The sequence below is a fragment of the Methylobacterium variabile genome (assembly GCF_001043975.1).
Taxonomy (GTDB): domain Bacteria; phylum Pseudomonadota; class Alphaproteobacteria; order Rhizobiales; family Beijerinckiaceae; genus Methylobacterium; species Methylobacterium variabile.
The window spans coordinates 1-21,594 of sequence record NZ_LABY01000123.1 but is presented as its reverse complement, the minus strand read 5'-3'; the positions used below and the strand labels follow the sequence as shown (position 1 = coordinate 21,594).

11 protein-coding genes and 3 pseudogenes are annotated in these 21,594 nt (G+C 57.3%); 5 read left to right on the top strand and 9 right to left on the bottom strand.

All coding sequences use genetic code 11. The features are described 5' to 3' along the window. Nucleotides 1-117: 117 nt before the first annotated feature. Nucleotides 118-1,218, bottom strand: a pseudogene (locus VQ02_RS17840) (IS3 family transposase). Nucleotides 1,219-1,624: 406 nt separating this feature from the next. Between VQ02_RS17840 and VQ02_RS17830 the strand changes: the two are divergent. Continuing rightward, nucleotides 1,625-3,322: a methyl-accepting chemotaxis protein gene (locus VQ02_RS17830; protein WP_048445550.1), complete on the top strand. Its 1,698-nt coding sequence runs from the start codon at nucleotides 1,625-1,627 to the stop codon at nucleotides 3,320-3,322. 10 nt (nucleotides 3,323-3,332) lie between these two features. Then, nucleotides 3,333-3,656, top strand: coding sequence for a hypothetical protein (locus VQ02_RS37235; protein ID WP_157080679.1), 324 nt, complete (start codon nucleotides 3,333-3,335; stop codon nucleotides 3,654-3,656). A gap of 582 nt (nucleotides 3,657-4,238) precedes the next feature. On the opposite strand, the gene VQ02_RS35770 is transcribed toward VQ02_RS37235, so the two are convergent. Continuing rightward, nucleotides 4,239-4,745, bottom strand: a complete 507-nt coding sequence (locus VQ02_RS35770; RefSeq protein ID WP_083469291.1) for a Ros/MucR family transcriptional regulator — start codon at nucleotides 4,743-4,745, stop codon at nucleotides 4,239-4,241. A 562-nt stretch (nucleotides 4,746-5,307) separates the two neighbouring features. Here VQ02_RS35770 and VQ02_RS39775 point away from each other — a divergent pair. Both VQ02_RS39775 and VQ02_RS17820 read left to right on the top strand, forming a co-directional pair. Continuing rightward, entirely contained in the window at nucleotides 5,308-6,393 is a 1,086-nt protein-coding gene (locus VQ02_RS39775; protein ID WP_048445549.1) for a methyl-accepting chemotaxis protein, read from the top strand. 94 nt (nucleotides 6,394-6,487) lie between these two features. After that, nucleotides 6,488-7,516, top strand: coding sequence for a GGDEF domain-containing protein (locus tag VQ02_RS17820; RefSeq protein ID WP_053080422.1), 1,029 nt, complete (start codon nucleotides 6,488-6,490; stop codon nucleotides 7,514-7,516). Nucleotides 7,517-9,173: 1,657 nt separating this feature from the next. Here VQ02_RS17820 and VQ02_RS37230 read toward each other — a convergent pair. The 5 genes and pseudogenes from VQ02_RS37230 to VQ02_RS35750 all read right to left on the bottom strand — a co-directional run bounded on the left by VQ02_RS37230 (nucleotide 9,174) and on the right by VQ02_RS35750 (nucleotide 17,585). Further along, a complete protein-coding gene (locus tag VQ02_RS37230) occupies nucleotides 9,174-9,446 on the bottom strand; it encodes a hypothetical protein (RefSeq protein ID WP_157080678.1) in 273 nt (90 codons plus the stop codon). A gap of 300 nt (nucleotides 9,447-9,746) precedes the next feature. After that, nucleotides 9,747-10,070, bottom strand: a pseudogene (locus tag VQ02_RS39240) (transposase); the annotation flags it as partial. A 110-nt stretch (nucleotides 10,071-10,180) separates the two neighbouring features. Then, nucleotides 10,181-11,776, bottom strand: coding sequence for a methyl-accepting chemotaxis protein (locus VQ02_RS17815; RefSeq protein WP_425339909.1), 1,596 nt, complete (start codon nucleotides 11,774-11,776; stop codon nucleotides 10,181-10,183). Nucleotides 11,777-12,054: 278 nt separating this feature from the next. Next, nucleotides 12,055-13,791 carry a methyl-accepting chemotaxis protein gene (locus tag VQ02_RS39770; RefSeq protein ID WP_083469286.1) on the bottom strand — a complete coding sequence of 579 codons (1,737 nt, stop codon included), beginning with the start codon at nucleotides 13,789-13,791 and terminating at the stop codon, nucleotides 12,055-12,057. 473 nt (nucleotides 13,792-14,264) lie between these two features. Next, entirely contained in the window at nucleotides 14,265-17,585 is a 3,321-nt protein-coding gene (locus VQ02_RS35750) for a PAS domain S-box protein (RefSeq protein ID WP_165088711.1), read from the bottom strand. Between the two features lie 670 nt (nucleotides 17,586-18,255). Between VQ02_RS35750 and aqpZ the strand changes: the two genes are divergently transcribed. Further along, entirely contained in the window at nucleotides 18,256-18,990 is a 735-nt protein-coding gene (gene aqpZ, locus VQ02_RS35745; protein WP_083469284.1) for an aquaporin Z, read from the top strand. A 1,155-nt stretch (nucleotides 18,991-20,145) separates the two neighbouring features. Here the strand turns inward: aqpZ and istB are convergent. Both istB and VQ02_RS17795 read right to left on the bottom strand, forming a co-directional pair. Next, nucleotides 20,146-20,877 (bottom strand): IS21-like element helper ATPase IstB, encoded by a 732-nt coding sequence (gene istB, locus VQ02_RS17800; RefSeq protein WP_048445546.1) that lies wholly within the window; start codon nucleotides 20,875-20,877, stop codon nucleotides 20,146-20,148. A 5-nt stretch (nucleotides 20,878-20,882) separates the two neighbouring features. After that, a pseudogene (locus tag VQ02_RS17795) lies at nucleotides 20,883-21,594 on the bottom strand (Mu transposase domain-containing protein); the annotation flags it as partial.

The following is a 21,594-nucleotide window of genomic DNA, read 5'->3' as shown; positions in this document are numbered from 1 at the left end:
GCGGATGATGTTGCCGGGTAGAGCCGTGTCGAGCGCTGGTCAGCCTCCATCGGAGTGGTCCGCCCTGAAGTATGGCTTTGAGCCGACGTGGTCCTGCCCCGGTTTGTGGTCCACGGCCTATGCAAGTTCTCGGGCTGTGACAGCTTGGTTGGCAAAGGCTCGAGGCGTCAAGCCGCCCAGGGCCGTGTGGGGTCGGTCCTCGTTGTAGCGGCACCTCCATTCCTCAATGCGCGCGGGCATCGGCGAGCGACAAGAACCACGACGCATTCAGACATTCTGCCCGTAGGCGGCCGTTGAATGCCTCGATGTAGGCGTTGTCCGTCGGCTTGCCCGGACGGGAGAAGTCGATCTCGACCCCGTTCAGGTCAGCCCATTGGTCGAGCATCCGCCCGGCACATTCAAGCCCATTGTCCACCCGCAGGCTTTTGGATCTCCCGCGGAGCCGGATCAGCGCGTCGAGAACCTCCACGACCTGGAAGGCGCGGAAGGTGGCTCTCGGTGTCAGCGAGAGCGCCTGTCGCGTGTGGCAGTCCACCACGGTCAGGATCCGGAACGGACGTCCGTCGAAGAGGCCATCGGACACGAAGTCCATCGCCCAGACCTCGTTGGGGCCGCTGATGGCGGACCACCCTTGCCGGTAGCGCCAGGCCCGCTTGCGCTTGGGCAGCTTGGGCCGGATCGACAGCCCCTCGTCCCGGTAGAGCCGGTAGGTGCGCTTGTGGTTCACGATCCAACCCTCCCGCCGCAACAGGACGTGCAGTCGCCGGTAGCCGTAGCGGACCCGCGTAGCTGCCAACTCCTTCAGCCGCATGCGCAGCGCTACCTGTGGATCCGAGCGGGTCCTGTAGCGCTGGGACGAGCGGCCGAAGCCGGTAGCCTGGCAGGCCCTCCACTCGCTGATGCCGTAGGTCACCTGCAGATGACCGGCGACCTCGCGGCGAACGGCGGGCCTCACCACTTTCGCTTGAGCACGTCCTGCAGCATGGAACGATCCAACGTCAGGTCGGCGATCAACGGTTTGAGCTTACTGTTCTCGTTCTCTAATTGCTTAAGGCGTCGGATCTCCGACATGCCTATGCAGACGAACTGCTTCTTCCAGCGGTAAAAGGTCGGCTCGGACACGCCCATCTTCCGGCAGACCTCATCCACTGTTGCACCGTTCTCCGCCTACCTGAGGGCGAAGGCGATCCGTTCGTTCGTGAAGCGTTTGCGAGGCATGGCATCCACCCTCCTTCAGGGTTCAGAATGCCCGAAAATCTTGCGCTCGGCCCGGACCAGTTTCGTGGGTCAGGGTCAGTTCACGTGGCGGTGGGCATGTACTGGGACATGAAGGCGCGTCATGAACTTGGGCTGCGCGGCATCTGTGTGAACCGGCGGGGCGAGCCAGGGAACCCGGACTGGCCACCTTGCGCGGAAGTGCCGGACTTGGGTGGAGCCGCTACTTTGCTCCTGCCCGCCTGATCCTGACGCCGTATGGCAGGTCATCCGATGTGGGTCACCATTAGCTTCTGACCATAGCATCATGCATCATTTTGCCCTCGTTTAACGGTGAAATGCACGGTTACGGTAAGCAATCTTTCGTGTTTGCTGCCCAACTAATTAACCCTCACAAGAGGGTAATGAGATGCTGCGGCTTTCCAATCTCAAGATAGTCACAAAAATTCTAATTCCATTAGCGGTTGTGTCGGCAATTGCAACAGGATTGGTTTATTATGCTCATGCAACTTTCAGTGCCTTGAGCGATCGAACTCAAAATATTGTTGATGTCCAAGTTGCCAGACTCGAAAGCATGCTGACCGTTCACATCAACGTGAATGAGGCTCTGGTTCAAAATCGCAACATCATTATCGAGGCGCGCGAGGCCGAAATGGCGGCTTACAAAGCGCGCTACGATCAAGCGATAAAGAATACATATAACGCTATTGATAGAACTATCACCCTTGCAGGTACATCTGAGCGTCGCTCGACTCTCAATAATTTGCGAAAAGAAGTCGAAGCGTTTTACAAAATTTTAGACCGGTCGACCGAAGCAGGTCTTAAGAGTGAGCCTGCAACCGCGAGCGAGATCGCTCTTTTTGAGGGCGCTGCCGCTCGCGCGAAAGTTCAGCAATTTGTTCAATCTCGCCTTGATATTCTTACAAGAGAATTGACAGATGCGAAGCATGACGCACAGGAAAAAGCCGACGCCGCCACGATGCGACTGATCGTGTTGGCCATCGCGGGGTTGTTATTGACGTTCGTCATAGCCCTTTACATTACAGCCTTCGGCATCACTCGCCCACTCTCGAACTTGGTTGGTGTCCTACAAGGCATGGCCAAGGGCAACATCGAGGCTAAGATCCAGGAGTCGGCCCGGCGAGACGAGATCGGTCTCGTCGGCAAGGCGGTCGAGGGTATAAAGGCTCTCGTGGCGCAGAAGGCTGCCGAACAGGCCGAGATCAAGCGCATCGCCGATGAAGCGGCAACCATCGAGCGCCGACGTGCAACGGCCGAACTCGCCGACGTCTTCGAGCAGGCGATCGGCGGCATCGTTGGCATGGTCTCTGCCTCTGCGACCGAGTTGCAAGCCACGGCCTCCACTATGACCGCGACGGCCGCCGAGACGGCTTCGCAGTCCACGACCGTTGCAGCAGCGGCCGAGCAGGCAGCGTCTAATGTCAGCACCGTAGCGGCGGCATCCGAGGAGCTGGGTGCCTCCGTCCAGGAGATCGGGAGGCAGGTGCATGGCTCGGCTTCCCTCGCTCAGATCGCCGTCAGCGAGGCGGATCGCACTGCGCTTCTTGTCGAGGAACTCACCGCGGCCGTCACGAAGGTGGGCGACGTCGTCGGGTTGATCTCGACGATCGCGAGCCAGACGAATCTTCTAGCGCTCAACGCCACAATTGAGGCGGCTCGGGCAGGCGCTGCTGGCCGGGGCTTTGCGGTAGTAGCCGCCGAGGTCAAGGAACTCGCCGCGCAGACCTCCCGGGCAACGGACGAAATCGGAGGGCATATCGGACGTATCCAGGGTGTGACGGGTCAGGCGGTCTCAGCCATTGGCTCGATCACGGCGCGCATTCACGAGATCAACGTGGTGACCACGACCATCGCCTCGGCGGTCGAGGAGCAGAGTGCGGCGACGCAGGAAATCGTGCGCAACGTCGCCCAGGCGGCTACCGGGACCGCTGAGGTAACCTCGAACATCGTCGGCGTCGCCCAGGCGTCGGAAGATACCGGCGCTGCGGCCAGTCAGGTTCTCGCCTCCGCGTCCGAACTCTCCCGACAGTCCGAGCATCTCACGAATGAAGTTCATCGCTTCCTTCAATCTGTTCGCGTTGCATGAGAGTTCGAAAATGGCTGACATCTGTAGTTTTCCTGCAAAATGCATGAGTAGTCATCAATCAAATCGCCTAAGTTTTGAATTGTTCGAGGCGCATGCCGCAGGTGTTGATCATGGCTCTCGGACTGAACATATGCGAACGCTTAGCCAAGGGTTGGATCTGGCTTGCGACATTCTTCAGTCAGAGATGAAAAAATTAGAGGATATGTTGATCAACCTTGATCTTCCTTATGAGGGCACGGGAGCGCTGGCGCGAAGCGTTATAACAAATGCAGAAAACATGAAGAAAATCGTCTTTATGTTTACTGATTCAACAGCTCAACAATTATATCCGTAATTTTCTCGTAGATGTCATGTGTAACACACGCAATGATCTATGTCTGTCATACGGCTCGATGCAATTGCATTGTAACAAGTAGTCTGCCCAGTTACTTCAAAGTGCGGAAGGTAGTCTTAATAAACAGGTCGTTCCAGTCCACAGTCGCAGAAACGTTGGTTAGCGTTCCGCATTCACATTGGTCAGATCACGAGCACGAATTGGAGAAACATTGCTCTGAAGTTCGGAACCACAGCATCGAACGCAATGTTCCTCCATGCAGGTGGTAAGCTAGGGTCGCCCTGCGCCTCTAGCACCAGAGTGGGACCAGGAACGGGTTACGGATGGTAGAAAATTAGGTGAGCATGTCATGGCGAGCCGGGGTGTTCCCTCCGAAGAGACCCGGCTCGCCGGCCTTGCTGAAGATCCCGCCTACAGCTTGGCTGATGAGGCTTATCAACCAATTTGTGGTCAGGACAAAGGGGAAACTGTCGTCTTCCAGCCGGATGGTGACGCCAGCCGAACGACCAAAGGGCGGCAACCTAGTGTGACTGCCGGACCGATGTTCTCCCGCTAACAGTCTTCCAGCGTAGCCAGTCGCTGTCACTCCGCAGCGGCTTCGGCCTTCTTCGGCCGGCCACGGCGGGCAGATGCGGCAGGCCCACCCGCCTGCGCCTCAGCTTCCGCCCTTCGCGCGGCCGCGCGGTCACGCCGGATCTGGCCAAGGCCAGCGTTCTTGGCGAGTTCGGAACGCTTGGCGGCGTAGTTAGCTGCCACCATTGGGTAATCCCGTGGCAAGCCCCACTTCTGGCGATAATCGTCGACGGTCATTCCGCGGCTAGTCAGATGCCTCCTCAGCGATTTGTACTGGCGACCGTCCTCAAGGCTGATCAGGTAGTCCGGAGTCACCGTCTTACGGATTGGGACCGGAGGCGTGGGTTTCTCGACCTCAGGCGTTATTGGCGGAGATAGCTTGACTAACGCTGCATATACTGCGGAAATAAGGCTTGCAAGCTCGGACGCTGGAACATTATTATTAGCTACGTGTGCACCGACGATGTCGACGGCGAGACCGATAAAATCGGTATCGTGCTGTGTGATGTCATTCATAGCTAGGATCCAACTATTAATTTTCAACGGGACCAAGATAGCGCTCTGTAGGATGAGCCAGTCAAGCCTCATTACGATGAGGAAGATTTTACATGTTCCGTAGCTAATTTACCACAGGTCGAGACATCGTGGTTTCTGACGATGTAAGCGTCACGCGTGCTAGGAACCCAAAAAGGGCAAGCTGCTGGGGGCTTCACGCACAATCGCGGGATTTGCCGAGAAGCGGCCTTGGGCTCAAAGAATAGAGGCAGTGCTTCGCGCGGATTTCTGTGCAGCACGGCACCGACAATCTGGATCTTCTCAGCATGTTGAGGAGGATAGAGATTATGAGCCGGCGTTCGCAGGATCAGCGGCAATGAATTTGTTGAAGCTGTTGCAACCAAAAATTTATTTGAGTTCTTCAAAATCAATTTAAAATGTAAAAATAGAGATAGGTTATATGCATATCGATCTAATCCGATTTGAAAAAAGCATATTATCTATTCATTTAGAGTAATAATTCATCTTCATGTTAGTAAATTTATGTGTTCACTTTGAGTCGCTTCGAAGGCCAGATTGAACCATGCCTCCAACATCAAAAACCGCTGTCCAAGATGTATCCTGGCGCCCGACTTTAGTCGATGTGGCCAACGAGACGGATGCAGTCCGCCGGATCACGGCCGAAAAGACCCGGGCGATCCAGAGCATTACCACACAGGTCAAAATGCTCGCCCTGAACGCACTCATCGAGGCGGCTCGGGCTGGCGAGCAGGGACGCGGCTTTTCCGTCGTCGCTCAGGAGGTTCGCGCGGTTGGCGCCCAGGTAGAGGCCATTGCCACTGCCCTTCAGGCCGAGCTCGCGGGGCGCATCACTGGCCTGCAGGAGATGATGCGCCGCCTCAGCGAGACGGCACAGGGTGAACGGCTGGTTGACCTCGCCCTGAATGCGATCGAATTGATCGACCGCAACCTATACGAGCGCACTTGCGATGTACGCTGGTGGGCGACCGATCCCGCCATCGTCGCCTGCGCGGTCGAACCCACGCCGGAGCGCATTGCCTACGCTACCGAGCGCCTGAGCGTTATCCTATCGGCCTACACTGTCTATCTCGACCTCTGGCTCTGCGACGTGTCCGGCCGCGTCGTGGCGAATGGGCGCCCCGACCGTTTCCCTCAGGTTGTCGGCGCGAGCGTGGCGACTGAGACATGGTTCCGCCGCGCCTTGGCACTGCCGAGCGGCGACGAGTACGCGGCAGACGAGGTGACAACACGCCCTCTCCTCGGCGACGCGCAGGCGGCGACCTACTGCGCCAGCGTGAGAGAGGCAGGCCGAGCTGACGGGAGACCGCTTGGAGTGCTGGCAATTCACTTCGACTGGGAGCCGCAGGCGCGAGCCATCGTTACGGGCGTGCGGGTCGCGCCTGAGGATCGGGATCGCACCCGCGTGATGCTGGTCGACGCGGCCGGTCGCGTGCTCGCCTCGTCGGACGGGCGAGGAGCACTGAGCGAGACGCTGCACCTCGACCAAGACTCGCGTGCGGGTGGTTTCGCGACAGATCTCCGCACCGGTACGGTCACTGCCTTCCACCGCACCCCGGGCTACGAGACTTACGTCGGGCTCGGCTGGTCCGGCGTGATCGTGCAGACCTCGGCCGGCATGGCCGACTGAACCACCTGTGCCCGTGCGGCACACTTCCCTATTCGGTTGAGCACGCTGCCTTTCTCACCTGCCGATCAAACTCTCCAGTCCGGGTTGTCAGCCTATGCCGCCCCACTCCGCCTCGCCATCCACTTCTGCCAACACCATCGGCAGGCTGGAAGCTTTGGTCACCTCAACGCTGGAGACGATCCGGACCCACAGTCTCCCTCCAACCCCGCACACTTTTCAACGCCTCTTCCAGCACTTCAGCGCCCCGCAAGCTGATGTCGCGCTGGGCGAGCTGCTAGCGCACCTCACATCCAACAACGGGATGGTCGCCGAGACCCTTGCCGCGGATGTGGATATAATGGTGGAAGAGGGAGCCCTTGCCCTGCAGGAGGAGGCCGGCCAGCTCGTTACGGCGTTAGCCGGTACGGAGGCTGTTCTGGCTCGCTACGGCGCCGTGCTCGATGGATGCACGAGAACACTCGCTCCAACGAACTCAGAGAGCTTGCTGGTGCAGTCTATCGCCCTGCTGGCGCAGGAGACAGCACGGATGAGCGCTCGTAACACCTTCCTCGCGGAGGAGCTGCGCGCGTCGACTGCACGCGTGGGTCAGCTGCAGCAGAGCTTGGCAGTTGTGCGGCAGGAGGCGTCAGTCGATGCGCTGACGGGGATCGCCAACCGCCGAGCGTTTGATGCACGGCTGCGCCGCCAGCTCGGGCAAGCGAAGAGGAATGAGGCGGCACCGTTCTGCTTGGTGCTGCTGGATGTCGATCACTTCAAGCGCTTCAACGATACGCACGGGCACCGCACGGGTGACCGCGTGCTGCGCCTAGTCGCACAGATGCTGACCGCGAACGTGAAGGGCAAGGACTTCGTGGCGCGCTACGGCGGGGAGGAGTTTGCCATACTGTTGGGGGACGTTGACGAGGAGACAGCGGCTGCAATCGCGCGCCAGATTTGCGCCCGTTTAGCTGCCAAGAGGATCGTGAAGCGCGAGACGGGAGAGGAGATCGGAGCGATCACCCTGTCAGGTGGCATCGCACAGGTTCGGCTGAACGATACGCAGGGTAGTTTAATCGAACGCGCGGATCTAGCCCTCTATGCAGCAAAGCATGAGGGGAGAAATCGAGTTTGCATGAATTATTAGCCTGCGATGCGAGCGAGCACATAAAATATCTGCTTGTCCGACTTTCATAATTGAAGTATAAATAACTATCTGACGGATTATATTTAGAATAAATGATTGCTTGCAATAGTTTTATTCTGACAAACTCTACACTGTCTTACTGTTTATTTTCACAATAAGGAGTGTCTTAGCTCTTCAAACAGCCAGCCTCTCCGGATCTGCCGCGAACCTAACACCCGACGAATGGTAAGAGCATCTTTACCCAACATTAACCATGATGATCGTCTAATATGGCAATGCCGACTCATTCGACGCAGCTTCCTCCGCTTGATCCACTCGCGGATGCACGAGCTCTCCAGGCCAGCATCGTGGCCCTGCGACTTCTTCTGGCAGCGCAGAGCCGCCAGTTTGAGATAATTGAACGTCGCTTCGTCCCAGCTGGTACTCCGGCCGAGATGGGAACTCGTCGCTTGCGCGTACTCAAAACCAAAGGCTTCTAATCCCTGTCGGTTAGACGCCTATATTGCCGTTGTCCGCAATCTTCAAGCAATCGATCATCGCAGACAGCTCCGGGTCGTTCTGTCAACCTGCCCTCCACTTGCTATTCGTACGAGACAGATGAGTCTGCAGTCAGCTTCGGTGTGACCATGACACATCGCTCGCCAGCCGCAGTATGTGAGTGGTATTGACGACAGGCGTCCTGCCTTGCGCAGCGCTACAGCACCATCGTCATCGATCTAATGCAGCGGCGCACCAGTGCTGTGCTGTCCAGTCGCGAGCACGGCACTGTCAACAAGTGGCTGTCGGCGGCATCCTGAGAGCGCCATCGTCGCACCTGATCACAGGGGCATCTCGCCTGAGCTGCGAAGCGGCGGCTCGCAAGCCTGCTTGGTCAATCAAGGTTGCCAAATCGGGTTCGCTCTGACCGGAAGCCCGTGCGCTCAACTCGGCAAACTTGACGAGGGTGCGCTGGACATCGTCATAGATCGGCGGCGCTGTTGGTGGTGTGATCACCACTGACATGACGGGTAGCCGACCAGCGAGCGTGAGGTCTCGGCCATCGTGCTGCCTCCGGCGAATCAAGACGAAGTGACTTTCTACCTGAACCAGCAATCGGTGTAACGCATACCATTGGTTGCAATTGCCAAGCTCGTCTGCGAGGTATGCTCTCGCGTGTATCGCATATTGATCGACCGCGATCCAAAGACTATACAAATGATGAGATGCCTTTAATCGCATTAATTATCGGGTGTTTTTTAATGATTTTAGAACGAAAAATACATATAAACATGTTATTTTTGATTGAAATAATATAGTACAAGCGATTTCAAGAATTGTTATATGCTCTAGCCGCTGTTCTATAGTTATAGAACGATTGCAACATGCTGAGCGCGAGAGATTTCATCCAAAGTTAGCTTATTATAAAAACGCCCGGCGCGAACATATCGCCCGGGCGTTAAGTGACGCATACAAAACAACAGGAAATTCTTACAAAAGACTCATAGCCGAGCGAGGCAAGCGCCTGGCAGGAATGAGTGCCTCTCTAACGAGCCATCCGGCATTAAGGTTCCAAAAATTTCGGAAAAATAATCTGCAGTTAACAACAAACAGTTTTGTTTCATATTATGATCAAATTATCTAATTAGTTTCTTTAAATTTTCAATTAATAATATACAGGCTAATCTAAATTACGGTCATATCCGTATAATTTATCGTATTTACTACTCACAACTGCAAGCTTTTCTCTTAGCTGAACAGCTTTTGAGCGGTGCAAATTAGATAAAACACGGAGCATATCGGCGTCACGAGAGTTTCCAGAGTAGTCTGACACGAGAGCGACCTCTTCAATTTCTAAGGCAAGCTCTTCATCAGCGATGATACCGCTCACTATAACACGCATCATCTCGAGCATCTCGTACCGCATGAATGTTTTACTGGCAGTAAAAATCATTCTCAATCTCATATAATACAATATAATAGGAGTCATCTTTGTTGGGGTTATGAGGCGTAATCACTAGCGCGCAGACTCCTTCAAAAAGTGCATCGAGCATAGCAAATTCCTGCATGATTGCAGGCGATGGGCGAGTGATCATGTGGCACATTCGCTCGGGCCAGTTCACTAGGCTCAATCACCAACAATAATGTGTGAGCGAGTCGCCTGACGAGGATCATGGAGGCAGCGAGAACGAAAGCCGGGTGCGGAGAACGCAGTCGCCTCGTGGTCGTGGGCGAGCTAATGGAAGCGGTTGATCCGGCCGATGGCGTGCTCGCGATCAGCCATCGTCAGGGCGTGAGCCAGCCGCTCGCATACCCTCTGCCTTCGAGAGGCGCAGGAACCAACACTGCACTGTGCATCATGGTGGAAACTCGTGCGGCAGGTGACGCGACGCGCAGCCGGCGCGCAGAACGTAGAGGATTCCGTCCGACGCCGCGCGCAACGGCCAGCGCCAAGGGCGCCTTGTCCGGGACGGGGCGAGCAGCAGCGGCGCGAGCACAGCCCACTCGGCGTCGCTCAGAAAGATTTCATAAGGCCAGTACCGTGCTCAAGGTCAGCGTGGGCGATCGGTGTCCATATTGGGTCTATCGGGTGATCGTTATACACTTTCCTAACACACGCGAAGCCTGCCACTCACCAAATCTTCAAGCTAAATTTCCTTTATGGATTGGGGTGTCACGACCAGACAGCTAGGCTGTACGAACTGACTGAAGGAAGCGATGAACTTCACTCGTTAAGTGCTCAGATTGTCGTGAAAGCTGCGATACGGATAGGAGCATCTGACTGGCCGCACCTCCAGTGTTTCCTGATGCCTGAGCAACGCCAGCTATGTTGTTGGTTACCTCTGTCGTGCCAGCCGCGGCTTGAGCGACGTTGCGTACGATTTCACGGGTTGCTGCGCCTTGCTGTTCCACTGCCGCAGCAATGGAGGAGGAGATCGCGTCGAGGTCGCTGATCCGCTTGGTGATGCCTCCGATGGCAGACACCGCCTGCACGGTGAAAGTTTGGATTTCGCTGACCTGGGCCCTAATTTCGCTCGTTGCCTTGGCCGTCTGCCCGGCTAGCGCCTTGACCTCTGCGGCGACGACCGCGAACCCCTTGCCCGACTCGCCGGCGCGCGCCGCCTCTATCGTGGCGTTCAAGGCCAGCAGGTTCGTCTGGTCTGCGATATTGGCAATAGCCTGCACGATGTTGTCGACACGGCCTGCTGCCTCGCTCAAGGCCTGCACCAAGCCGGCCGTGGCGTCCGCTTCCGTGGCTGCTGCGCTAGCAGCCTTAGCGGCTCCGGACACTTGGCGCCCAATCTCCTCGACCGAAGTGCCAAGCTCCTCGGTTGCAGCAGCAACTGTCGACACGTTCGAGGCCGCCTGCTCGGCGGCGGCAGCCACGGCAATTGCTTGGGTCGCCGTCTCTGTGGCCGTCTCAGCCATGCCCTCGGATGTTGCCTTGAGCTGCGTGGCAGCCCCAGTGACACCTGAAACGATACTGCCGACCGCAGCCTCGAAGCTGTCCGCCATGTCATGCAGGGCGGCCCGGCGCTGACTCTCGGCATCGATGCGAACCTGAACGGTCTCAGCCTCAAGCGACCGTGTACGGACCATCCCGGCGCGAAAGACCTCAACGGCCCGAGCCATGGCACCGACTTCGTCGCGGCGTGCGGTGCCCGGTACCTTGGCCTCGATATCGCCATTGGCCATGCGATGCATGGTAGCCTCTAAGCCTCGCAGAGGCACCATGGCACGCCGCAGTGCAATCAGCAGTACGACCGTTCCAATCAGGCAGAGAAGCGCTCCGATCCCAGCGGCGCGGAGCATGGTCTCGTGAAGAGCCGCCAGGTAGTCGTCTTTGATGACGCCGACGTACAGAATGCCGAGCACCTCGCCCTGCGCGTCCAGGATAGGCTCGTAGGCTGCGAGGTAGGCCTTACCAAGAATGTCGACCTCGCCGCGGTAAGCTTCACGGCGACCCAGGACAGCGTCGCGAGCAGGGCCTGGAGCGAGCTTGGTGCCGACAGCGCGACGGCCATCAGCGTTCACGACCGTCGTGGCGATGCGCGTGTCACCTAAGAAGATAGTCGCCGTCCCGCCGACGATGTCCTTGACGCGGTCTAGTGCGGGTTCGGCTTCATTAATAACATGCGACCCGACACTTAGGCGCCCGTTCACGTTCTTGAAGGTCGTGCCGCCGCCTTCGTCGGCGAGTGTGACACGCAGAAGTTTCATGTTTCGATTGAGGGCAGCGTCGCCCCTACGCACCATCTCGGACCTCATGTCGAGAACGGTCAACGTGAGTGCACCAGCGCAAGCTAGCACGAGGAGCGCTGTGCCGATGAGACTGATCCGGGCGCTGAGCGTCAGGGCACAGTAATGACGAAGGTAAGCGATCATTTTCCCTCTGTGAGCCGAATGGCTCTTTTTGACATAAGCACATTTGTCTGTTGCGGATATATAATTTTTTGCAAGGTTATGTTTTAGTTTTTTATAAAATCTTAAATATTTCATCATAATTTACGTTGATGAAGATTTATCAAGGCACAATTAGTTAAAAATGTAAAATATTTTTATTACATCCTATATGCCATCCGAAAGCCGCCCCAATGGCGATTTTTAACGTAGATTGGTGCATCAACCTCTTGCATCATGACACTTAGGTTCTCACCCATATCACGAGCATAAGATTGAATGAGAAATAGTTCTGTGTTGCGCGCTGCCATCAGCCCGGCGCGGTCATCGAAGATCCGTCGATTACGGCTATTAGAGGTATTCCACGCTAGATCACCTGTCCGCTGTGGATGAGAGTACTTGCGATTATGAACTGGAAGATAAGCATTGCGATCCACAGATGCGCAGAAAATCAAGCAAGAATCTGATCCTAGTAGGCGCTCTTGGATAGGTGTTAAAATATTCTCTAAAACCGATGTTGATTGTGTCAAATACTGCTGTGGGTTAGTTCCCAGCACTGGCTGATAGGTTGTATCGAACAGCGCTGCCTCGCTCAGTTCGCCACTCGCGATGACTGACTCGAAGGCAGATCCAATTTCTGTTGCAGCGGATTGCGCTCTGGCAATCCGCACTGCGTTCTGCGCGTTCACGGAGTTCGTGAGGTGTTGGAGCGCTGACGCGTATCCTTCTGGTGTTCTTAAAACCTGAAGGTGCATACCTAATGCGCTAATACCAGCCACACGAACTAAGATACATCCGAATTCTTCTATAATAATTTCTAGAGTTGAATTAATGCTTAGATGTATGTCATTAGGTGAAGACACAAGGAAGCCACCTAGACTAATATCGATAGTGCGTGTTTTATAGCTATATCCAGGCAGCAGCAACGTCGCTTCAAGTGCAACTGGTAGGCGCGGGTACTTACGGCGATTGCCCAGTGGGTTCGCGCGCAGGACAACGAGCGTGCGTCCTTGTAGACGATCAACGGTGTTTGAGGAGGCCGCCGTCGCGAGGCTGATGGATGTGGCAGCTTCTGCCTGCTCCTGGATTGCTGCGGCACTTCCGACAACCTGGCCCACGAACCCGGCAACGGCTTCAGCCGAGCGGGTCAGCTCGGCCGTCGAGGCATTCTGCTCCTCAATAGCCGCCACGACCTCAACGAACTTCGGCCCGACCTGCGCTACGAGGCCGGCAGCCTCTATGACCGTCTGAGCAGAGTGAGTGGCGTCCTGCTGAAGGCGCGCGATGCTACCACGGATCTGATCCGTCGCTCTGGCAGTTTGGCTGGCTAACTCCTTGACCTCCTGCGCCACAACGGCGAAGCCTCGACCCTGTTGACCTGCGCGACTAGCTTCGATCATGGCATTGAGTGCCAGAAGGTTTGTCTGCTTGGCAATGCCAGCTACTACATCGACCACGGTGCCGATTTGGCTGGAGGACGTGCGCAGGTGGTCGATTTGCGACTGAGCAGCACCGACTACTGCCGTAACCTGTTCCAGAAGGCCAGCGGCAGTGTGGATTTGTGTACTGATGTTTTGAGAAGCTTGAGTGAGTTCTTTGGCCGCCTGAGCTAGAAGCACCGCAGTTCCGTCAACTGCCTTTGTCTCACCTACAAGCGCGGCCGTACGTCCACTGATTTCTGAGAGAGCATCGCCAGCTCGACGAACGGAGCAACTGACTTGGTTTGAAGCCTGCTGAACAGTACTAATGAGATTACAAAGATCTTGTTCGATTTGTAAAATAACTGGCTCGGCCAGCTCGTGAATTGCTAATTTACTTTCTTGCTGACTTTGCTGGATAGGGACGACATGCTCTTCCACGAGCGTTGGCTTGGGCGCGCGACGCAGACGTGCAAGCATCAGACTGTTCCTTGGCACGTACACTGCGTGCCGATCCAAACAAAGATGGACTTTAAGGTAGTGAATCACAAGTTTTTTAATGAGCAGTTAAAATTATAACAACTAAAAATAAATTTTCCAATGATTGCGCTATCCAAGGTTGAAAAATATTTGTGTTGTTGCTTTTACTGATGAAGCGAAAATGAAAAATGACATAAGTCGTTTCATTAGATTTAAGCGCAAAGTACAATTTCAATCATAAATTTTTATCATCATCAGAAATATAACGGCTTGGTTGATATATTTTATATATTAAAAATCTAAAATATCTTGTAATATTGCCCTAGCGCGCATAATTAATGATAACAAGTATTCATATAATATCGCTGATATCAACAAAGATATAAATTAAAGAAATTGTGGTATAATAATTGAAAATTAAAACACAAATATATAATGATTACTGTAATACACATCGCGATATGCATTGTCGTCTAGGATATGAGAGTAGAAATACTAAACCTGAGCCCTTCCGAAAGATAATCGACGCGTATATCAGCGTTCAGTTCGCGGGCTAAAGCCTCCTGGATCATTTTCGAGCCGAAGCCCCTCCGCGTAGGCGGCGTGACTGGTGGACCGCCCTGCTCCACCCAAGTGAGACTCAGCCGCTTGTGCCCGTTCTCGCCTCGTAGTCGCCAAGAGACAGCCACTCGTCCCTGGGGTAGAGACAATGCCCCGTACTTCGCCGCGTTGGTCGTAAGTTCATGCACGACCATGCTGACTGACACCGCTAGGCGCGCTGAGAGAGCCACCTCGGGGCCATCGAGCTTGACTCTCTCACCCCTCTCATCATCGTAGATGTCGAGTTCGCTACAAAGGAGCGCGCGCAAGTCGGCGCCGGCCCAGCTGCTTTGAGTCAGAAGGTCGTTCGTCTTGGCCAAGCCTGTGAGGCGATTTAATACGCGCGTCTTATAATCCACCACGCTGTCGGCTGAGCGGGCGCTCAACGTCACCACCGCCTGAACTGTTGCGAGCGTGTTCTTCACACGATGGTTCAACTCGCCCATCATCAACCGCAGACGCTCCTCGGCCTGCTTCATGCTCGTGATCTCACGCGAGATGGACAGGAGCCGCGCCGGCTTACCATTTGGTCCGAGCACCGGTGTGACGGACACGTCCCACCACTTGGGCGTACCCTTCATCGTAGGGCAGAAGGCAGTAAATCGGCCAGCACGTCCTTGTGCGGCGGCCTGTATTGCGCGCACCACCTCAGGGCGGGTCTCCTCGGGCCAGAGCTCCGCCCATACGCCATATTGGATACAGGTGAAGTCATCGACCTCCATGGCGCAACGGCCGGGCCCGTTGAGGAACTGCAGCCGGCCCTCAAGGTCCAGGACCTTGATGCAGTCTGGGCTGCTCTCGACCACGCTGCGCGCGAAGACCTCGCTTTCGCGCAGCTGCAGTTCGGCGCGAGCCCGCTCGACCGCGCTCCATAAGCGCTCGCAGGCATCCTCTACGAGCACCGTCTCCTCTTGGCCCCAAATGCGCGGTTCGGGCTCGTGGATGAACAGGATCGCACGTAAGCGCCCGTCCTTGACCAGCGGCACGTCCAAGATGCTGCGTGTCGCGATAGCCTCGTAGGCGGTAACGACCTCAGGCGCACTGGTCCGACGATCCTGTCGGATGTCGGTAATCGAAACGGTCTTGCCCTGCTTCAGCTCAATAATGAAAGCCGATCCAAAATCGTCCATCCGCCAGGTTCCTACGACCGAAGGAACCCGTCCGTCGTTCCAGTCGCGGTGAACTGTAACGTTCTGTTGGGCCTCATCGATCTCGCCGAAGCCGACCTGAGCGACCCTAAGCGTCTCAGCGATGAGGCGGGTCGCACACTCCATCATGGCTTGCGGGTCCGAGAGGCCACGCAGGCCTTCGTTGAGGGCGAGCAGGAACTCTTGCCGACCCGCTGCCGCCTTGCGCCTGCTGATATCCTTGACGCTGGACAGGAAGTGGACTGCACGGCCCCGCTCATCGCGTACAAGTCCAACTGAGAGGTGTGTCCAGATCGCCTTTCCATCCTTGCGAATGTAGCGCTTCTCCATGCTGTAGAATGGGATGCGCCCACGCAGTAACGCCCGAACCTGAGCTTCGTCGGGTCCAACATCGTCCGGGTGGGTGATATCTTGAAAGGTCTTGCCGATCAGTTCCTCATGCGAATATCCGAGAATTTGACAGAGTAGGTCGTTTGCTTGCGTGACATGGCAGTCGAGCGATACGTCGGCGATGCCGATAGGTGCGCGCTCGAACAAGGTGCGAAACCGCGTTTCGCTGGCACGCAGGGATTCTTCGGCTTCCTTGCGACGGGTGACGTCGGTGTGGGTACCCACGGACCGGAGCGGCTGACCGTTTGAGTCTCGGCTGACGATCTTGCCGCGAGTCAGGATCCAGACCCAGCGTCCCTCTTTATGCCAGAGTCGGTGCTCGGCCTCGTAGGAAGGACTCAGGCCGCTGCGATGCCGCTCAAGAGCGTCTAACACCCCCTGCTTGTCTTCAGGGTGGACGAGCTTCTCCCAGGACGAGAACAGATGGGGCAACTCACCAGGCTGGTAGCCAAGCATGGTCTGCCACCGCTCGCTGTACCAAACCTCCCCCGTACTGACGTTCCAGTCCCAGAGCCCGTCGTTCGCACCTTCAAGGGCGAAAGCGTAGCGCTCCCTATCACCTTTGAGGAATGCTTCGCGCTCGCGCAAGCCAATGGAGGCGGCGGCGAGAGCCTCGCCGACCCGATGCAACTCGCGGAATGGGCTGGTTCGCCACTGTACGGGTTCACCGCGTCCTAAGGAACTCGCTGCCGCTGCTAAGCGACCGAGCGGACGGACGAGGTATGACCCGGCGGCGAATGCGGCAGCAGCCAGGATCAAAGAGAGGCCTACACCCCACAGCAGCATCTCACGACGGAGGTCTGCCGTTGGCTTGAGAGCCGAAGCAGCATCCTGTCGAACGAGGACTGCCCAGCCAAGTCCAGGGTAATCCTTGAAGCCCTGCGTGGCCGCCGCGCTGACGAGCGCAGGCTGACCGTTCGGTGTCGACAAAATCTGCCAGCCTTCGCGAAGCAGATGATCGAGACCGGATCCTTTCGGGAGAGCACCTAGCGGGGCGGTTGAGGGTCCGAGTAGGACAGAGCCGTCACGCGCGAGGATAAACACCTCCGCACCCGGCAGGCGTGCATCAAGGGTGCTGCGCAAACTGCGCTCAAGGTCCCGCGCCCATGACCAAGCACAGTGTGCGGCTAGAACCCCGGCTACCTGCCCATCGGCGTTCCGCACGGGCGCGGCCAAGTCGATGAACCGCAACGGTTCATCCGATGCTGTCCTCAGGGCGTGTGCCAGAAGCTCGGCCTCATGCACATCGCCGGCATACATGCCAGCCTGCCCGGCGGCGAACCAGGGGCGCGCGGAGACATCTTGACCAACAAGCAGGTTTCCTGTTGCCGCTTGGACGATGCCAGCCACGTTGGCGTAGCCGACCCAAGCAAGATCCGACTGATTGGCCTTGAGGCGCTCCACTACAGCCCGGCGGTCGTCATCGGACCCTGACACGATCCGCGATGCATCGAGCGTTGCCGTCGTCTGGATATCGCGCCAACGGTCGTAGACGCTGCGGTCGAGGGAGCCGGCAACGAGGGCGGCGTGCTTGGCGAGGTTGAGCCCGATCTGTCGCTCAAGGCGTGCGCCCGCCTCCGAGGTCACGACCAGCGTTGTGGCAACCGTGGCGACGAGCCCAAAGGCGAGAAGGGCTAGAACGGCGGTGAGCCGCACGGAGAGCGCCAGGCGCGTCTTACAATAGGTAAACTCATTGGGTCGCAGGGAAGCGGGCGACGTACGGATTGGCATTGCGACTCCGCTATCCTCACTATCCTGGGATCCGAGCGGCCTTCCTGGCGCTTATCGTAGGGCATAGCAAGGGGGAGTGTTCGCCATGGATGATCAACCAGTTATCGTAGCAGTCTCTCAACTGCATGGAGTCAAAATGATAGATGGCGGGCGAACCATCGCCGTGATGCTCCAAAGCACAGACGGTCGAGACCTAGCTGTGCTCGTATCTGCCGCGGTGGCTGAGGACCTACGTGTGAAGCTCATCACCGGCCTGGACGAAGCAGTGCGCGTCCTAGCCTCACAAGGTAATTATTTACGTTCGTGATGATGTATATTATTCTTTGGATATAAAATAGCAATATGATACCATATGTAATACAAAAACATATTATATTTTTAGTTGTATATCATTGTGGTCAGACGCTCTGTGATTAGCCAGTGTGTGGAGCGATCGTCGCGTGGGACAAAGAGTGGGGGACTTGTTCAACCGACTTTCACTGAATTAAAGCTGACCCCGGTCAATCAGACTTGGTTCAGACTGCGTTCCCCATGTCTCAAGCTTGACGGTCACAGACGTGCTCCGTCACAACCTTGCAGCCCGATGGAGATAGAAATGGAGTTCGACACCACACGGCGCGTTATCGCCGAGCTTTTCGGTACGTTCTGGCTGACGTTTGGCGGCTGCGGGGCAGCCGTGCTCGCCGCTGCATACCCGCAGCTAGGTATTGGTTTTCTGGGCGTTTCCTTCGCCTTTGGTCTTACGGTGCTGACCATGGCCTACGCAGTCGGGCACATCTCCGGCGGCCATTTCAACCCCGCTGTGACCCTCGGCTTATGGGCAGCCGGACGTTGCGCCAATAAGCACGTCGTTCCCTACATCATCGCCCAGGTGATCGGCGCGGTTGTGGGTGCGGCTGTTTTATACTTTATTGCTTCCGGCAAAATCGGCTGGACGCCGGGAGGATTTGCCTCAAACGGCTATGGTGAGCTGAGTCCAGGCAAGTATAACTTGGCGGCCTGCAGTGCAATCGAATCAATTCTAACCTTCTTTTTCCTGTTTATCATCATCGGTACAACGTCCAAGGGCGCAGCCACCGGCTTTGCCGGCATCCCGATCGGCTTTGCGCTGGTACTAATTCACTTGATTTCAATTCCTGTGACCAACACGTCGGTCAACCCAGCTCGTAGCACAGGGGCTGCGGTATTCGCGGGCGGAGAGTACGTGGCACAGCTCTGGTTATTCTGGGTGGCGCCGATTGCTGGTGCGATGATTGCGGGTGCTCTTGCAAAGTGGCTGCACGAGCCTACGAGCCACAATACAGTCGTAGTTGAAAAGCAGGCCGCATAGGCTCTGGTATTACATCCTACTACTTTGGTCGCCGTTCAGTGAACGGCGGCCAAGGAGTAGCGAACGCATTTCCCATAAATTATGTCAAGCAGCATACAAATAAATATTAAATCATTAGAATATTTTTCTAATTATAAAACAATATTTTAGTTATATTATTAAGACACGATCGAATACATTTTGATTATCATCAATGATTAAATCATCGTATATGTCTTTCGTCACACTTAAATTAGGCGAGCTCGATCTGACTTAGCCTTTGAACCGGCTATGACAACTGATTCAATGAGGCTTATTGGCTAGTATCACCTATAATCATGGGCATTTGCGTCCGAGCTAAACGCACCACATGTTTGGAGAGATCGAAGCAACGTAAAGTTGCTAATGCAGATCGGTTAGGCCCGACAACTCCTGCGAATTTGACGGCCAGGGTTAATATGTGCCTTTTTGTAGGCTTCCGCGACCCGTGCGTGTTGCCCGAGTTGCTCAACCCGGAGATCCTGCCGCCGCAGTGAGACCCTGAAAAAGCGAGACCCCCGCCAAGGCGCCAACCTTAGCAGGGGTCTAGAGCCTTGAGGGGCCGATCCAGTCCGATGCAAGGCTGATCGTCCCCGAAATCGCCACTTCTGTCAATCGGAAACCCATTTTCCGACGACGGCGGAGCTTTATCCGGGATCTGAGCGCGCGAGAGCGTGACCCAGCTCGATCTGCCGCGGCCTGACCCCTGAGGCCGACCAATGACCTATGCCGAGATAAAAGAAGCGATCGCGCGGGTTCACCCCGCGTCGCTGCACGGCCTCTCCTGTCAGCTCTGGGGGCTGATGGGCGCTTGGGCGCTGACCGAGGACCAGGTCGGCGAGCTATCTGAGGCGATCGAGGCGCGCCGCCCGGCTAGCCGGGCGTCTCCCGTCGCCGCGTCCCCGGACTCCCCCGCTGTGCCGCTCGCCGCCGTCATGGAGCAGGCCTCAATCTTCCTGCCCCGGACCCGCCCTCGCATTAGCTGTCAAACGGCATCGGAACGGGACCCCTGATCGGCGTCCAATCGGGACCCTTTGTTGCGCGTGGCGCGACGCCCCTGATCAGCCCGGCGAAGCGGGTCGGGGTGGCGCAGCCGGGCTGAGCAGGGGTCCAGGATGAGCTGCGCGCAGACCGCCCTCACGCCCGGTTCTTGAAGCGCCAGCTCTCGTTGCCGGTCTCGACGATCTCGCAGTGGTGGGTCAGTCGATCGAGCAGTGCCGTCGTCATCTTGGCGTCGCCGGCAAACACGCTTGGCCACTCCCCGAACGCCAGGTTGGTCGTCACCACGATCGAGGTGGTCTCGTAGAGCCGGCTGATCAGGTGGAACAGCAGCTGACCGCCCGACTGCGCGAACGGCAGGTAGCCGAGCTCGTCCAGCACCACCAGGTCGAGCCGGGCGAGGTGGTCGGCGATGCGGCCCTGCCGGCCGGCTCGCGCCTCGGCCTCGAGCCGGTTGACGAGGTCGACCACATTGTAGAACCGGGCCCGCGCCCCGTCCCGGATGCACGACCGGGCGACCGCGATGGCCAGATGCGTCTTGCCCGTGCCGGTGCCGCCGACCAGCACGACGTTGCGCTGGTGGGCCAGGAACTCGCCGCCGCAGAGGTCGCGCACCAGACCCTCGTTGATCGGCGTCCCGCCAAAGGCGAACTCGGCGAGGTCCTTAGCCAGGGGCAGCTTGGCGATCGTCATCTGGTAGCGGATCGAGCGCGCCTGCTTCTCGCTGATCTCGGCCTGCAACAGGTCGCCGACGATCTGCTGCGGTTCGTGGCTGCGCTTGAGGGCGACCTTGATGATCTCGTCGTAGGCCGCCTTCATCCCGAACAGCTTCAGCTCGCCCATGGTGGCGAGGATCTGCTGACGTTCCATCATGGGGCTCTCCTCAGGCTGTCGTAGCGGGCACAGTCAGCGACCGGCTCGTGGCGCAGCCGCAGGTTCTCGGGCGTCAGCAGCGGGACGGGCGCGGGCGGCTCCCGCTGGCGGGCCAGGATGTTGAGCACCACGTCGGCCGAGTGCACGCCCTCGCGCAGTGCCTCGGCGCAGGCCGCCTCGACCGCGGAGAGGCCGTCGCCGAGCACGGCGGTGAGGATCTCGACCATCTGGCGGTCGCCGTCGGCGCTGCCGGCGAGCTTGCGGCGGATCCGTTCGAGGGCGGCGGGCAGGACCCAGTCCTTGAACGGTGCGCCGTTGCGCAGCGCGCCAGGCTTGCGGGCGAGCACGGGGACGTAGTGCCAGGGGTCGAACACCGTCTGGCCGCGGCCGAAGGCCCGCGGGTGCTCGGCGACGACGCGTCCATCCTGGCGGATCTCGATGCGCTCGGCATAGGCGCGCACCTCGACCGGGCGACCGATGGCCGAGGCCATGACCGAGTACTTGTTGTTGTCGAAGCGCACCAGGCAGGTCGAGGACACGGCCGCCGGCACGGCGTGGAAGCCGTCGAAGCGTCCGGCGTAGGGGACCAGGGCTCCCCGTTCGGCTTCAAAGGCCTGCCAGATCGTCAGGTCGCGCTGCTCGGGATGCGGGTGGGCCTTGGCGTAGGCGACGACCCCGTCGAGCAGCAGGGCATTGAGCTCGTCGTAGCTTCTC

Excerpts from the sequence above, each read along its gene's own strand:
- VQ02_RS17830 (WP_048445550.1), top strand. The coding sequence starts at position 1,625 with ATGCTGCGGCTTTCCAATCTCAAGATAGTCACAAAAATTCTAATTCCA.
- VQ02_RS37235 (WP_157080679.1), top strand. The coding sequence starts at position 3,333 with ATGGCTGACATCTGTAGTTTTCCTGCAAAATGCATGAGTAGTCATCAA.
- VQ02_RS35770 (WP_083469291.1), bottom strand. The coding sequence starts at position 4,745 with ATGAATGACATCACACAGCACGATACCGATTTTATCGGTCTCGCCGTC.
- VQ02_RS39775 (WP_048445549.1), top strand. The coding sequence starts at position 5,308 with ATGCCTCCAACATCAAAAACCGCTGTCCAAGATGTATCCTGGCGCCCG.
- VQ02_RS17820 (WP_053080422.1), top strand. The coding sequence starts at position 6,488 with ATGCCGCCCCACTCCGCCTCGCCATCCACTTCTGCCAACACCATCGGC.
- VQ02_RS37230 (WP_157080678.1), bottom strand. The coding sequence starts at position 9,446 with ATGATTTTTACTGCCAGTAAAACATTCATGCGGTACGAGATGCTCGAG.
- VQ02_RS39770 (WP_083469286.1), bottom strand. The coding sequence starts at position 13,791 with ATGCTTGCACGTCTGCGTCGCGCGCCCAAGCCAACGCTCGTGGAAGAG.
- aqpZ (WP_083469284.1), top strand. The coding sequence starts at position 18,256 with ATGGAGTTCGACACCACACGGCGCGTTATCGCCGAGCTTTTCGGTACG.
- istB (WP_048445546.1), bottom strand. The coding sequence starts at position 20,877 with ATGGAACGTCAGCAGATCCTCGCCACCATGGGCGAGCTGAAGCTGTTC.